The organism is Sandarakinorhabdus oryzae, assembly GCF_009733735.1.
GTDB lineage: Bacteria > Pseudomonadota > Alphaproteobacteria > Sphingomonadales > Sphingomonadaceae > Sandarakinorhabdus > Sandarakinorhabdus oryzae.
On the sequence record NZ_WNJP01000067.1, the window covers coordinates 1 to 14,333 of the forward strand.

Below are 14,333 nucleotides of genomic sequence, written 5' to 3' on the forward strand. Positions count from 1 at the left end.
AGCGGCAGACCTTCCCGTTCGTCAGGCGCGGGCCGGCATAGGCCGGCGCCCGCCGCCACCGGCGCGCCAGCCGAGCCAGCCGGCGAGGGCACCGGCGGCAATGCCGGCCGAGGCGGTGAGGCCAAACGGGATCTGCGCATACGCACCAAAGGCCGTCGCCAGCTCTGGCATGAACGGCGCGAACCACATGGCGACCGCCTGGGTGGCCATGAAGGCGCTGGCCACCAGCCAGGGCGCGCCGTGCTTGCGGTTCATTGCATAGAGGCCGAGTGCGAACAGGATCGCGATCCCGTCGCCAACCACGATCGTGTCGAGCACATTCTGTGGCCCCTTGCTGTTGATGATGTTCAGCCAGGGCAGAAACTCACCAATCACCCGCGAGAAGGGCGATTCAAACAGGATCAACGGGGTCGCCAGCATGTAGCCGGCGTGCAGCCTGACCGTGCGGCGATGCTTCAGCGCCAGATAGAAGAGCGTCAGATAGGCACCAATGGCCAGCAGCATGCCGATCCCGAACGAGGGGCCGAGATAGACCGAGAAGGGGTTCTTCGCCGCCGCGAAATGACGCGCAGAAACGTCGATGATCATCATGAATCCCAGGATCATCACCGGGAACAGCGCCAGGCTGGCGAGGCCAAGCTGCTTGTGGAGCGCGTTGGACCGGCGGTGTATGGCGACGCTCTGCACGATCAGCAGCGTCAGCCAGGTGCAACTGCTGAGCGCGTGGACGTGAAAGGCCAGTGGCACGGCGCGGATGGGTGACCAGTAGCTGGCCCAGAAACCGGCCAGGATGACCGCCAGCACCAAGCCGACATACCAGTGCGCCTGACGATATGGCATCGAATAGTCCCCCCTTGACCGATGCAACCCGGCGGGATGCTACGCATATTCGTTCGCTTCGCAAGCCAGCGCGCCGAAGTGGCTGCGTGGATGGTCGATTCACAACGCAGCATCCGGTTCCATTGGCCGGCCCGGCACAGCCCAACGCCAAAAGGTCGGGCGGGCGCGGGAACTCTGGTGTAATGTCCCCACAGTTGCGTCCCCCTGTCGTTGTCGAAACGTTGCAGGAAAGCAGTCTTCATGACCTTTGCCATCGTGCACGATCTTGCCATCCGAACGCGCCCTGACGTCGTGTTCGCTGCGGTGTCGACGCCAGCAGGCCTGGACTCCTGGTGGACCGAGACATGTTCCGGCCTCGCCCAGCCGGACGCAGTTTACGCGCTCGGATTCGGGGGCGATTTTCAGTGGCAGGCGAAGGTCGTGTCGCTCGCGCCAGGCACCTCCATCACATTCGAGATGACGGATGCCGCGGACGACTGGCTGGGGACGACCATTTCTTTCCGGCTTGAACCGGCAGGCGATGCCCAGACAATCCTGCACTTTCGGCACGAGGGCTGGGCCGAGCAATCCGACCATTTTCGCGGATCCAGCTATTGCTGGGCGATGTATCTGAGGCTGCTGCGCCTGTATTGCGAGACGGGGACCGTGACGCCTTACGACGATCGCTATTTCGCTTAGTCTGACACCAGACCTTGCGTTGACGCAGTTCCTGTACGCCCCGCGTTGTCCCTGATCGCGACAATCGCTGAGCCAGCCGGTGGAAAAGCGGTGGGTGCGAGGGCCAATGTGTCAGCAACAGCGCGCTTTGGTTGGCTGAAATCAACCGGCGAACCGATAACGCCCGCCCGCCGCCAGAATCGATCTTTCAATGATCTGGAAGGATGATGGTGCGGCCAAGAAGACTCGAACTTCCACGGCCTTTCGGCCACAACGACCTCAACGTTGCGCGTCTACCAATTCCGCCATGGCCGCACACCAGGGAAATGGAGCACTTGGGGCGCTCCTTCGGCAGGACGGCGCGGGTAGCAGGGGAGGGCTTGGCGCGCAAGCCCCTCCCCGCCATCGTGCCGTCTTAGTTGTATTTCCTGAGCTCGTTCTTGGCGATTGCCTGACGGTGCACTTCGTCCGGCCCGTCCGCCAGGCGCAGGGTGCGCTGGCCGGCATAGCCGCTGGCCAGGCCATAATCCTGGCACACGCCGCCGCCACCATGGGCCTGGATGGCGTGATCGTGGATCAGGCAGCTCATGTTGGGCGCCACCACCTTTATCATGGCGATCTCGTTGGCCGCCGCCTTGTTGCCCACCGTATCCATCATGTAGGCGGCCTTCAGCGTGAGCAGCCGGGCCTGTTCGATGGCGATGCGCGAATCGGCGATGCGCTCGTGCCACAGGCTGTGTTCGGAAATCGGCTTGCCGAAGGCAACGCGGCTCTTCAGGCGCTTCACCATCTTTTCCAGCGCGCGTTCGGCGGCACCGATCGAGCGCATGCAGTGGTGGATGCGGCCCGGGCCGAGGCGGCCCTGCGCGATTTCAAAGCCGCGGCCTTCGCCCAGGATCATGTTGGACACCGGCACGCGGACATTGTCGAGAATCACCTCGAAGTGGCCGTGCGGGGCGTCGTCGAAGCCGAACACATTCAATGGCCGCAGCTTGGTGATGCCCGGCGCATCCAGTGGCACCAGGATCTGGCTCTGCTGGCTGTGACGCGGCGCGGAAGGATCGGTCTTGCCCATCACGATGGCGATCTTGCAGCGCGGATCGCCCACGCCCGACGACCACCATTTGCGCCCGTTGATCACATATTCATCGCCCTCACGGCGAATGCTGGTCTCGATGTTGGTTGCATCCGACGAAGCCACGGCCGGCTCGGTCATCAGGAAGGCGGAACGGATCTCGCCGGCCATCAGCGGCTTCAGCCAGGTCTGCTTCTGCTCTTCCGTGCCATAGGTGCGCAGCACTTCCATGTTGCCAGTATCAGGCGCCGAGCAGTTGAACACTTCCGACGACCAGCCGGCGCGCCCCATTTCCTCGGCCAGCGGGGCATATTCGAGGTTGGTCAGGCCCGGGCCCTTCCACTCGCCCTTGTCATGCTCGCAGATGTTGAGGAACAGATTCCACAGCCCGGCGGCGCGCGCCTTGGGCTTCAGCTCCTCGATCACCGGCAGCACCTTCCAGCGATCGCCTTCCATCACCTCGCGGTGGTAACGCTCCTCGTTCGGATAGATATGCTCGTCCATGAACGCGCGCAGCTGTTCGATCAGGCCCTTGGTCTTGTCGCTATAGTCGAAATGCATGGCGCCTCTTCCCCTGGTTACGGATTATTGCATGTTGCAGTGCACAGGCTGTCACGCCTGACCGGGCTTGGCCACTGGCAAAAAGAAAAGAAGCCGCCGCTCAATCCGCCAACGCGGCGAGATAAGCGCGCACGACATGGGCCGAGTTGACCGCGGCCAAATGGCCGAACGTGGCCAGCCGGTTGCGGTCAGGGTCGCCGCCGGCCAGATCGGAGACGCTGCGGAAGATGATGGCCGGTACGCTGTTGCTGAAGGCGACCTGGACCACGGCGGCGCTTTCCATGTCGAGCACGCGGGCCGCCCACGCCTTGTGCAGATAGCGGCGGAATTCCGCATTGTCCGCATAGACGCCGGCCGACACACCAGTGCCGCCCACATGGATGCGCGGCGTGTGCGGCAGGCACAGGGCCGAGCCTTCGCGCATGCCGGCGCTGGCCGCCACGCAACGCTCCAGCGTGATGGCGGGCAACACCTGTTGGGCCACTGCCAGCAGTGCCGGATCGACCGGCAGGCGATAGAGTCGCTGCGGGGCTGTGCTGGCGTTGCCCACGATGGTGCCGTGCGGGAAGATGAAGTACCAGTTGGCTGGCCCGCCTGGCGTCAGCGTCTGCGGCGGTTGCCAGCGCTTGCCCTTGCGGCGGGCGAAGGCGGCTTCCAGATACTGGCCCCAATCGGCCGCCACCAGCACGTCGCCGATCGCCAGCGCCGGGTCAACGCCGCCGGCGATGCCGGAAAACAGGATGCGCTTGACCGTGAAGCGATCGAGCACCAGCTGGGTGTTCATCGCCGCATTGACCATGCTCAGCCCGCTGCGCATCAGCACCACCGGCTTGCCGGCCAGCGTTCCGGTGAGGAAGATATTGCCGTTGATGCGATGTTCGCGGGCGCCCTCCAGGCTGCCAACCAGCGCGTCCCATTCCGGCGCGATGGCGGTCATCACCACGGTGCGCGGCACATCGTCGAGTTTCTGCGCCTGTGCCGGCAGGGCGGCGATGATGGCGGCGAGGGCCAAGGTCAGCAGCCGGATCATGCCGCACTCATCCAGACGAAGCGGGCGACGAACAGCGCGGCCAATGTGAACAGGAACCAGTCGGCCCGCGAGGCCTGGCCCTTGGCGAGCTTCAGGCCGGCATGGGCGGCGATGCCGAAGGCCAGGCCATTGGCGATGGAGAAACTCAGCGGGATCATCGCCACGGTGAGGAAGGCCGGGATAGCCACCTGCGGATCGTCCCACGATATGTCGGCCAGCGGGCGCAGCATCAGCCCGCCCACCACGATCAGCGCCGGCGCGGTGGCGGCCAGCGGCACCAGTTGGGCATAAGGCGCAACGAAGATGGTGGCGAAGAACAGCAGCCCGGTGACCACCGCTGCCAGCCCGGTGCGGCCGCCGGCCTGCACGCCGGCAGCGCTTTCGACATAGCTGGTGACCGTGGTGGTGCCGGCCAGCGCGCCCACCATCGCGGCGACGGCATCGGCGGCGAGGATGCGGTTGAGGCCCGGGATGCGGCCGGCGGCATCCATCAGCCCGGCCCGCCGGGTGACGGCGACCAGCGTGCCGACATTGTCGAACACGTCGACGAACAGGAGCACGAAGATGATCTCGACTAGGCCGAAGCCGGTGGAGCCCAGACCGCCAATCAGGCCGGCGAAATCAAGCTTGAAGGCGGTGCCGGTGATGGCATCGATGCTGTAAGGCTGATCGGGTGTCGCGATCTGCCCGGCAAGGCCAGCCGCCAGCGTGGTGAGCAGGATGCCGATCAGCACGGCGGCGCGCACGTTGCGGACACTGAGTGTACCGATCACCGCCAGGCCGAACAGCGCCAGCGCTGGTCCGGGCGCGGCGAGACTGCCCAGGCTGACCAGCGTCGCCGGGTTGGCGACGATGATGCCGGCTTCCTTGAGGCCGATGAAGCCGATGAACAGGCCGATGCCGCCGGCGATGGCGGCAAACAGGTGCGGTGGGATCGCCGCGACGATGAGCTGCCGGATGCCGGTGAGCGTCAGGATCAGGAAGGCCACGCCCGACAGGAACACGCAGGCCAGCGCCACCGGCCACGGCACCCCCATCTGCTGCACGACGGTGAAGCTGAAATAGGCGTTGAGGCCCATGCCGGGCGCCAATGCCAGCGGCACATTGGCAACGAGGCCCATCAGGATCGAAGCGAAGGCGGCGGCAAAGCAGGTGGCGGCGGCGACCGCGGCCACCGGCATGCCGGCCTGGCCCAGGATCGCGGGATTGACCACCACGATATAGGCCATGGCGAGGAAGGTGGTGACACCGGCCAGCACCTCGGTCCGCACGCTGGTGCCGCGCTCGCTGAGCTTGAAGTGGCGTTCGAGCAGGCCTGCTTCCACCGCGCTATGTGCCCCAATTTCCGCAACATGCGGGGAAGATGGTGCCGGATGAGGGGATCGAACCCCCGACCTTCGGTTTACAAAACCGCTGCACTACCGCTGTGCTAATCCGGCCCGCTCCTGCGGATAGCCGCAGCGCGCCTGCAACTCAACAGCCGTTCTGGCACGCCGGATCGGGTGACCACCAGACGATGCGCACGATGGTATCGCCCTGCGACACGCGGGGATCGGTGGTGATCATGTTGATGCGGCCAGCCACCGGCGCCGTCACCGTTTCCAGCACGGCGCCGAAGGCATCACGCACCTCGGCGATGGGCTGGTCCTTCTTGACCGTGCTGCCCAGCGGCAGCAGCAGCCGGGCCCAGCCGGCCTTGCTGGCGCGGGCGGGGATGATGTCGTTCGCCACGAACAGGCTGGCAGGCGCCGGGTTCACCTTGCCGGGCAGCATCTTCAGCTCGCGCATCAGGTTGGTCAGGCCAGCCTCGGCGCGACCGATCATCACTTCGTCAAACATCTCCGGCCGGCCGAGTTCCAGGGTGATCGCCGGCACGCCGTCATCGGTCAGCGTGTTTTCCACCGTGCCCTTGTCGCCCTTGTCCATCTTGATGATGTCGGGCGCCACCAGTTCGGCCATCCGGCGGGTGCGGGGTGTCGAGGCAAAGGCGTACATCATGTAGGCGGTGCCGCGCGATTGGGTGTGCAGATCGACCGCGCTGTCCGCATTGGGCCGGATGAGCCGGCTCCACAGCCGGCCGGCGAATTCGGCGATGGCGCTGCCGCCTTCGCGGCCGGGCATTTCGCGGTTGAGATTGGGGGCGCTGCGCGACCAGTCCGGCGTCCATTGCCTGGTCGATTGCAACAGGCCGGGCGGGTTGAGGCCGGGCACCAGCGTGAGCGTGCCCGACATTCTGGCCGGATCGATGCCGGCGGCCAGCCGGTGCAGCACGGCGATGCCGTTCAACTCGTCGCCGTGGATGCCGGCGGTCAGCACCAGGCGCGGGCCGGGCGCTGCGCCCTTCACCACCACCACCGGCACCAGCCAGGGCTGGCCCACCGGGCTGGTGCCGGCACGGAACCAGAAACGCTGGCTGCTGCCGGCGGCCAGATCGGCCACGTCGAGCCGGTCGATGATGGTGACGCCATCCAGGCTGCCGGCCGATTCGGTGGCGGCGAGCGCCGGCGAAGCCGCGATCAGGGCGGCCAGCATCAGCGCCCGCATCAGGCGTCTCCCGGCGCCGAGGCGATGATGCGCAGCGCGTGGATGCGATCGGGCGCCACCAGGTCGCCCAGCGCGGCATAGACGGCGCGCTGGCGAGCAATGCGGCTCTGGCCGGCAAAGGCGGCGGCGCTGATCTTCACGGTGAAATGCGATTCCGCATCATCACCGCGATGGCCGGCGTGGCCGCGGTGCTGGTGACTGTCGTCGATCACCTCCAGGCTGGCTGGCGTCAGGGCGGCCAGCAGGCGGGATTGGATTTCTGCGGCAACCTTGCCCATATCTTCTCCTTGCGCGCCGGTTATAGACCGGCCTCAGGCCAAAGGACGACAGCAATTTCAAGCCAGAGCCAACCCCGCCACAGCCGGTGGCACGGACGGGTGGAAACGCCCGAGGCGCAGGCCTGTGCCTGGCCGGGGTGCGCCGCGCATGGCGAATTCCGCGCGCCGCGTTCCAACCGGGTGCCGGGCGATGTCGGCGGCTGGCAATATCTGTGCCTCGATCATGTCCGCGCCTTCAACGCCGGCTATAATTATTTCGATGGCCTGTCGCCTGACGAGATTTATGCCGCGCAATCGCCGCTCGCCGGCTGGGAAAAGGATGTGGTGCGTGGCGGCCGCATGGCCTTCACCTTCGGCGATCCGCACGGGCTGTTCGACGGGCCGCTGCGCCCGTCGCGACCACCGCAAGGCAAGTGGGCCGACAAGGGTGACGCGCAGGCGCTGGGCGCGCTCGGGCTTGACCGCAACGCCACGCCGGCCGACATCCGCCGCGCCTATCGCGGGCTCGTGCGCCGCTACCACCCTGACAGCAATGGGGGGGATCGCAGCCACGAAGGAAAGTTGCAGGCGGTGGTCAAGGCCTTTACGCACCTGAAGGCAGCAGCCGGATACAAGACGGAGTCGAACAAGACGTGAGCGAGATGCACGAAACCCCGCCGGTGGCGATGAATGCGCCGGATACCAGTGTGGACGCCCGCGAGGTGTTCGGCGTGGATATCGACATGAAAGTGCCGGCCTTTTCGGTGAAGGATGATCGCGTTCCGGATCTGGATCCGGCCTATGTTTTCGATCCCGACACCACGCTGGCCATCCTCGCCGGCTTTGCCTTCAACCGGCGCGTCATGGTGCAGGGCTATCACGGCACCGGCAAATCCACCCATATCGAGCAGGTGGCCGCCCGCCTGAACTGGCCGTGCGTGCGCATCAACCTCGATAGCCACATCAGCCGCATCGATCTGATCGGCAAGGATGCCATCGTGCTGAGGAACGGCGCGCAGGTGACCGAATTCCGCGAAGGCCTGCTGCCGTGGGCGCTGCAGACCCCGACCGCCCTGGTGTTCGACGAATATGACGCCGGCCGGCCGGACGTGATGTTCGTGATCCAGCGCGTGCTGGAAGTGGAGGGCAAGCTGACCCTGCTCGACCAGAACCGGGTGATCCGCCCCAATCCGTGGTTCCGGCTGTTTGCCACCGCCAACACCGTTGGCCTGGGTGACACCACCGGCCTCTATCACGGCACGCAGCAGATCAACCAGGGCCAGATGGACCGCTGGAGCATCGTCACCACGCTGAATTACCTGCCGCACCACACCGAAAGCGCCATCGTCACCGCCAAGGTGCCGGCCTTTGATACCGAAGCCGGCCGCAAGACGGTGTCGAACATGGTGCGCGTGGCCGACATGACCCGTGCCGGCTTCATCGGCGGCGACATCTCGACGGTGATGAGCCCGCGCACGGTGATCACCTGGGCCCAGAACGCCCAAATCTTCAACAATGTCGGCTTTGCCTTCCGCCTGTCGTTCCTCAACAAGTGCGACGAGGCGGAACGCAGCATCGTGGCCGAATATTATCAGCGCGTGTTCGGTGAGGATCTTCCCGAGAGCATCGCGGTGAAGGCAAAGAAGTAGCGCAATGACCGGCTGGCAGCTGGCACAGATCAACATTGCGACCATGGTGGCGCCGAAGGGCGACGCCGTGATGGCGGACTTCTATGCCCAGCTCGACGCCATCAACGCCATCGCCGATGCCAGCCCGGGCTTTGTCTGGCGGCTGCAGGACGACAGCGGCAATGCCAGCGACCTGCAGACGACGCCGGATCCCAGGCTGCTCGTCAACATCTCGGTGTGGCAGGATGTCGAGAGCTTGTCGGCGTTCGTTTATCGCAGCGATCACAGCGGCATCATGCGCCAGCGCCGCCAGTGGTTCGTGCCGTTCCAGGGCAGTTTCCAGGCGCTGTGGTGGGTGCCAGCCGGCCATCGGCCCGATGCCGTCGAAGGCTTTGGCCGGCTGTGGCTGCTCGACCGTTATGGCCCCAGCCCGCAGGCGTTTGGCTTCAAATCCGCCTTTCCGGCCCCGGTGAGGGAGCTGGCCGATGGCTGAAACCAGCCCGATCGAGGATTTCCGTCAGGCTGTGGCCGCGACCATGCGGGCGCTGGGCCATGCGCCCGACATGGAGCTGGCCTATACCGCCGACAAGCCGGGCTGCTTTGGCGACCAGGCCCGCGTGCCGCAACCGGCCCGCGCCCTGCCGGCCGAACAGGTGGCCGAAGTGCGCGGCTGGGCCGACAGTTTCGCGCTCAAGCGCCGTTTCCACGATCCCAAGCTGCACGGCACCGATCAGCCGGAATCGGCGCTGGCCCGCGATATCTGGAATGCCGTCGAACAGGCGCGCTTTGAAGCGCTGGGCGCCGCCGAAATGGCCGGCGTGGCGCGCAACCTCGATCGCATGACCGAGATGCGCGTGCGCACCGATCCGATCGTGCGCGCCCGCACCGCCGACGAAGTGCCGCTGGCCTCGGCTCTGCAACTGCTGGTGCGCGAGCGTCTGACCGGCGCCGCGGTGCCGGCCGCCGCCGCCAATGCGGTGGACCTGGTGCGCGGCGATATCGAGGAACGCGCCGGCGCCCATCTCGATGCGCTAGCGGACGCCATGGGCGACCAGGCTGCGTTCGGCCAGATGCTGCGCCGCGTTCTCTCTGATCTCGGCCTGGGTGCCGACCCCGACGAGGCCAGCGACGAGACCGAGGAAAGCGAGGGCCAGGACGAGGAAGAACAGCCTGGCGAGGACAGCGAGGACCAGGAGCAGGACGAGGGTGGCGGGCAGGACCAGTCCACCGAGACCCGCTCCGAGGAGTCCTCCGACGCGCCGGAGGATGCCGACCAGCGCGAGGTCGAGATGGACACTGACCAGGTGTCTGACGCGGAGATGGGCGACGAAGGCCAGGAAGGCATGATGCCATGGCGTCCGAACATGCCGCTGTCTGATCTGCCGCCGGATTTCGAATATAAGGCGTATACCACCAAGCACGACGAGGTCGTGGGCGCCGCCGACCTGTGCGATGACGAGGAGCTGACGCGGCTGCGCGCCTATCTCGACCAGCAACTGATCCCGCTGCAATCGGCGGTGACCAAGCTGGCCAACCGCCTGCAGCGCCGCCTGATGGCGCAGCAGAACCGCAGCTGGGATTTCGACCAGGAAGAAGGCATCCTCGATGCGGCCCGGCTGGTGCGCATCGTCACCAACCCGGCGCACGCGCTGTCGTACAAGATCGAGCGCGATACTGAATTTCGCGACACGGTGGTGACGCTGCTGATCGACAATTCGGGTTCGATGCGCGGCCGGCCCATCTCGATCGCTGCCATCTGCGCCGATATCCTGGCGCGCACGCTGGAACGCTGCGCGGTCAAGACCGAGATATTGGGCTTCACCACCCGCGCCTGGAAGGGCGGGCAGAGCCGCGAGGCCTGGCTTGCGGCTGGCCGGCCGCCCAAGCCGGGGCGGCTCAACGACTTGCGCCATATCGTCTACAAGCAGGCCGACGCGCCGTGGCGGCGGGCGCGCAAGAATCTCGGCCTGATGATGCGCGAGGGTCTGCTGAAGGAGAATATCGACGGCGAGGCGCTGCTGTGGGCACACGACCGGCTGGTTGCCCGCAACGAGGATCGCCGCATCCTGATGGTGATTTCCGATGGGGCGCCGGTGGATGATTCCACTCTGAGCGTGAACAGCGGCAATTATCTCGAACGCCACCTGCGTGCCGTCATCCGCCACATCGAGACCAAGAGCCCGGTCGAGCTGATCGCCATCGGCATCGGCCATGACGTGACGCGCTATTACCGCCGCGCCGTCACCATCATGGATGCCGAACAGCTGGGCGGCACCATCATCGACAGCCTCGCCGCGCTGTTCGAGGAGGGCGGCGGCAAGGCTGGCGCCCGCGGCCGCCGCTGACTTCCTGCAACGCGCGCCACCGATCAACGTAACTTCTGTACAAGTGGCTGGCGCATGAGGGCGGATTGCGCTTAGACTGCGGCAAAAGACGTCAATGGGTCGCAGCGTAACCGTTGCCGGGGGAAGACGTGATGATGGACCGGTGCTTGTCCGCGACCATGGCGTCGCCGATCGGGCGAGCCGGACGCTGTTTGCTGGTGAGCCTGGCGCTTTTGGCCGGCCCTGCGATGGCGCAGATTGCCGGCACCGGCGCCCCGACGCGCGAGGAAATCGATCCGTCGCGCCGGCCGCAGTTCACCCAGCCCAGTCGCCTGTTTGTCGATGGCGATATCGAACGCAGCCCCTGCGCGCTGGCCGACCCGGCCTATGGCGCGATCAGGCTCACGCTGGGTCGCGCCAGCTTCAACAATCTTGGCCCGGTGCCAGCCGCTGAGCTGGAGCCGATCTGGAAGCCGCTGGTCGGCAAGGAATTGCCGATTTCGGTGCTCTGCGAGATCCGCGATGCCGCGGCCACCCACCTGCGCCGGCTGGGCTATCTGGCCGCCGTGCAGGTGCCCGCCCAGCGCATCGAGGGCGGCGAGGTGCGTTTCGAGGTTCTCTACGCCCGTCTGACCGCGGTACGGCTGCGCGGCGATGCCGGGCCCAACGAAGGCCAGGTGGCGCGCTACCTCAACAAGCTTGCCACCGGCGGGCCGTTCAACCGCATTGCGGCCGAGCGTTACCTGCTGCTGGCGCGCGACCTGCCGGGGATGGACGTGCGGCTGGCGCTGAAGCCGGCCGGCGGCTCACCGGGTGACATGGTGGGCGATGTCAGCGTGCGGCGCCGGGCAATCGAGGCCGACCTGGTGCTGAGCAACCTGGCGCCGTCTCCCACCGGGCCGTGGGGCGGGCAGTTCCGGGTGCAGGCCAATGGCCTCACCGGGCTGGGCGATCACAGCTTCATTTCCTATTATTCCTCGTCAGACTTCCGCCAGCAGCAGGTGCTGCAGGCCGGGCATGATTTTGCGCTTGGCGGCGAGGGGCTGCGGCTTTCAGGCCGAGTGACGCAGGCCTGGACCCGGCCCGATCTCGGCGCCGGCGTGCCGCCTGTCAGGGCCGAGACCTTCTTTGCCACAGTCGATGTCAGCTATCCCTTCAAGCGCAGCCAGGCCGCCAGTCTGGTGGGCCATGCCGGCTTTGACCTGGTTGACCAGCAGGTCGATTTTGCCGCCGCGCCGCTGTCGCGTGACCGGCTGCGCGTGGCCTGGGCGCGGTTGGACGGCGACTGGCAGGACATGCGCGGCCGCGGGCCAGGCGGCACCAGCGCCTGGCGGCTGGGCTTCAGCCTGGAATTGCGCCAGGGCCTCGATATCCTCGGCGCCAGCCCGGATTGCCTGGCCAATCCCATTGTCTGCGCCGGTGCCGGCGTGGTGCCGCCCAGCCTGATCGGCGGCAGCCCGACGGCCACCGTGGCGCGTGTGACCGGCCTTGCCGAACTGCGGCTGGCGAAATTCATCACCATCGCCGTGCAGCCGCGCGCCCAGGTGGCCAGCGGCGGGCTGTTCGGGTTCGAGCGTTTTGCACTGGGCAACTACACGGTGGGCCGCGGCTATGATCCTGGCGTGCTGACTGGTGACGATGGCGCGGCGGTGAACGCCGAACTGCGCCACGATCCCATCACCTTGTCGCAGGACTGGAAGCTGGCGGCCCAGCCCTATCTGTTCGTCGATGCCGGCTGGGCCTGGTCGCGCGGGCTGGCGCCAACGGCGCCCAATCCGGTCAGCCTGGTGTCGGTCGGTGCTGGCGCCCGCATGGTGCTGAGTGATCGCGCGCGGCTCGATCTGGGCGGCGCGGTGGCCCTGAAGGACGCCGGGCCCACCCAGGCTGGCGATGTCCGCCTGCTGCTCACCTTCACCACCCGCCTGTTGCCATGGAGGACCCGCTGATGCGCCCGTGCCATGAACGCAGGCCCGTTGGCTTGCGACTTGCTGCCTCGCCGGCCGTGCTCGCCACCATGCTGGCGCTGCAACCCCACCAGGTGCAGGCCCAGGCCTTCCAGGGCACGCCAAATGTCATCCTGGGCAGCGTCAACAGGATCACTGGCGCCGGCACCGAAACACTCGTCGTCACCGCCGATCAGACCACGATCAACTGGCTGCCCAGCGACAGCGGCCCCGGCCCGGCGCCAATCGATTTCCTGCCGTCGGGCAATGTCGCCAATTTCGTCAGCGGCACCGGCGCGTCCTACACGGTGCTCAACCGGATCATCGCTGCCGATCCGTCGCGCGCCATCCAGTTCGCCGGCACGGTGACCAGCGATCCGATCGGCCATATCTGGTTCTATGCGCCCGGCGGCCTGCTGCTCACCGGCACGGCGCAGTTCGATGTCGGAAGTCTGCTGCTCACCGCCAACGATCCGGTGGGGGCCGCCGCTGGCCAGCCCTATCTTGATCCCTTCGGCAATTTCCGCCTGACCGCCGCGCCCGACAGCAAGGCCGGGATCAGCATCGACAAGGGCGCCCAGATCAATGCGCTCGCCGCCGATTCCTATGTCATCGCCGTGGCGCCGCGCTTCGACATGGCCGGCAGCATCACGGTCAATGGCTCGGCGGCCCTGGCCGCAGTGGAGGATGCCAGCTTCACCCTCAACGGTGGCCTGTTCGACATCAGCACCAGCATCGGTTCGGCGGCCGGCGGGACCAGCAGCATCACCGGCCAGATCACCGGGCCAGCCGGCATTGGCGGGCAGGGCGTGTTCCACCGCATCTATCTGATGGCGGTGCCCAAGAATGACGCGATGACTTTGTTGATCAGCGGTGGGGCCCAGATCGGCTTTGACATTGCTGCTGCCGCCGATGTGGATGGCAATGCCATCATCCTGTCGGGCGGCTACGATATCAAGGCGTCGGCGATTGGCGAAGGCGTCGGCCAGTTCGGGCAACTGCCGGTGGCGAGCAGCGTCGGCGAGGCGCTGGTGGCGGTGGACAATGCCAATTTCACCTCCAGCGTCACCATCCGGTCCAAGGACCGGGCCGAGGTCCAGGCGATCAGTGGCGGGCTGGGTTTTGCCAGCAATTTGGCCGTGTTTGCCGACGATCTGGCGGTGGTGCGCGCCGTGTCCGGCCAATTGCTGCAGGTCGCTGGCGACCTTCGTGCCGATGCCTCGACCTATGCCAATCTGTTCGCCGGCGCGAGCCACAGCGCCGGTGTCGCCGAAGTCTCGGCCTCCGCCGGCGGCAGCATTTCGGCGCAGGGCAATATCCTGGCGCTGGCCAATGGCGAGGGCGAAGGCACTGGCAGCCCGCTGCAGCCGGGCGGCACCGGCACCGGCGGCTCGGCGCTGATCGGGGCGCTGGGCGGCAGTGTGCGCGCGACCAACCTGATCGTCGCTGCCGACGGCCTGGGCGGCGCCTCCTT

12 protein-coding genes, 2 tRNA genes and 1 pseudogene are annotated in these 14,333 nt (G+C 66.7%); 7 read left to right on the forward strand and 8 right to left on the reverse strand.

The window, feature by feature from the left end; genetic code table 11:
- Positions 1–21: 21 nt before the first annotated feature.
- A complete protein-coding gene (locus GJ693_RS08340; RefSeq protein ID WP_156255854.1) occupies positions 22–840 on the reverse strand; it encodes a hypothetical protein in 819 nt (272 codons plus the stop codon).
- A 240-nt stretch (positions 841–1,080) separates the two neighbouring features.
- Here GJ693_RS08340 and GJ693_RS08345 point away from each other — a divergent pair, with 240 nt between their 5' ends.
- Positions 1,081–1,518: an SRPBCC family protein gene (locus GJ693_RS08345; protein WP_156255855.1), complete on the forward strand. Its 438-nt coding sequence runs from the start codon at positions 1,081–1,083 to the stop codon at positions 1,516–1,518.
- 207 nt (positions 1,519–1,725) lie between these two features.
- On the opposite strand, the gene GJ693_RS08350 is transcribed toward GJ693_RS08345, so the two are convergent.
- The 7 genes from GJ693_RS08350 to GJ693_RS08380 all read right to left on the reverse strand — a co-directional run bounded on the left by GJ693_RS08350 (position 1,726) and on the right by GJ693_RS08380 (position 6,985).
- A tRNA-Leu gene (locus GJ693_RS08350) sits at positions 1,726–1,812 on the reverse strand.
- A 100-nt stretch (positions 1,813–1,912) separates the two neighbouring features.
- Entirely contained in the window at positions 1,913–3,133 is a 1,221-nt protein-coding gene (locus tag GJ693_RS08355; RefSeq protein ID WP_156255856.1) for an acyl-CoA dehydrogenase family protein, read from the reverse strand.
- A gap of 100 nt (positions 3,134–3,233) precedes the next feature.
- On the reverse strand, positions 3,234–4,163 hold the full coding sequence (locus GJ693_RS08360; protein WP_156255857.1) for a 5'-methylthioadenosine/S-adenosylhomocysteine nucleosidase: 930 nt from the start codon (positions 4,161–4,163) through the stop codon (positions 3,234–3,236).
- Positions 4,160–5,488 carry an NCS2 family permease gene (locus tag GJ693_RS08365; protein WP_235902752.1) on the reverse strand — a complete coding sequence of 443 codons (1,329 nt, stop codon included), beginning with the start codon at positions 5,486–5,488 and terminating at the stop codon, positions 4,160–4,162. The genes GJ693_RS08360 and GJ693_RS08365 overlap by 4 nt, the downstream gene beginning before the upstream one ends.
- A 39-nt stretch (positions 5,489–5,527) precedes the next feature.
- Positions 5,528–5,602: transfer RNA gene (locus GJ693_RS08370), tRNA-Thr, on the reverse strand.
- A gap of 34 nt (positions 5,603–5,636) precedes the next feature.
- Positions 5,637–6,707, reverse strand: coding sequence for a succinylglutamate desuccinylase/aspartoacylase family protein (locus GJ693_RS08375; protein ID WP_156255858.1), 1,071 nt, complete (start codon positions 6,705–6,707; stop codon positions 5,637–5,639).
- Complete coding sequence (locus GJ693_RS08380; RefSeq protein ID WP_156255859.1) at positions 6,707–6,985, reverse strand: BolA family protein; 279 nt, start codon at positions 6,983–6,985, stop codon at positions 6,707–6,709. The genes GJ693_RS08375 and GJ693_RS08380 overlap by 1 nt, the downstream gene beginning before the upstream one ends.
- Positions 6,986–7,084: 99 nt before the next feature.
- On the opposite strand from GJ693_RS08380, the gene GJ693_RS08385 reads away from it, so the two are divergent.
- From GJ693_RS08385 to GJ693_RS08410, 6 genes and pseudogenes are all read left to right on the forward strand, one after another.
- The gene (locus GJ693_RS08385; RefSeq protein ID WP_235902754.1) at positions 7,085–7,621 is read left to right on the forward strand and encodes a J domain-containing protein; all 537 of its coding nucleotides are present in this window, start codon (positions 7,085–7,087) and stop codon (positions 7,619–7,621) included.
- Positions 7,622–7,626: 5 nt separating this feature from the next.
- A complete protein-coding gene (gene cobS, locus GJ693_RS08390; protein WP_156255865.1) occupies positions 7,627–8,613 on the forward strand; it encodes a cobaltochelatase subunit CobS in 987 nt (328 codons plus the stop codon).
- Positions 8,614–8,617: 4 nt separating this feature from the next.
- A complete protein-coding gene (locus GJ693_RS08395) occupies positions 8,618–9,085 on the forward strand; it encodes a DUF3291 domain-containing protein (RefSeq protein WP_156255861.1) in 468 nt (155 codons plus the stop codon).
- Positions 9,078–10,937, forward strand: coding sequence for a cobaltochelatase subunit CobT (gene cobT, locus GJ693_RS08400; protein ID WP_156255862.1), 1,860 nt, complete (start codon positions 9,078–9,080; stop codon positions 10,935–10,937). Before GJ693_RS08395 ends, cobT begins: the two co-directional genes overlap by 8 nt.
- 197 nt (positions 10,938–11,134) lie before the next feature.
- The gene (locus GJ693_RS08405) at positions 11,135–12,862 is read left to right on the forward strand and encodes a ShlB/FhaC/HecB family hemolysin secretion/activation protein (RefSeq protein WP_207789955.1); all 1,728 of its coding nucleotides are present in this window, start codon (positions 11,135–11,137) and stop codon (positions 12,860–12,862) included.
- Positions 12,863–12,894: 32 nt separating this feature from the next.
- A pseudogene (locus GJ693_RS08410) lies at positions 12,895–14,333 on the forward strand (hypothetical protein); the annotation flags it as partial.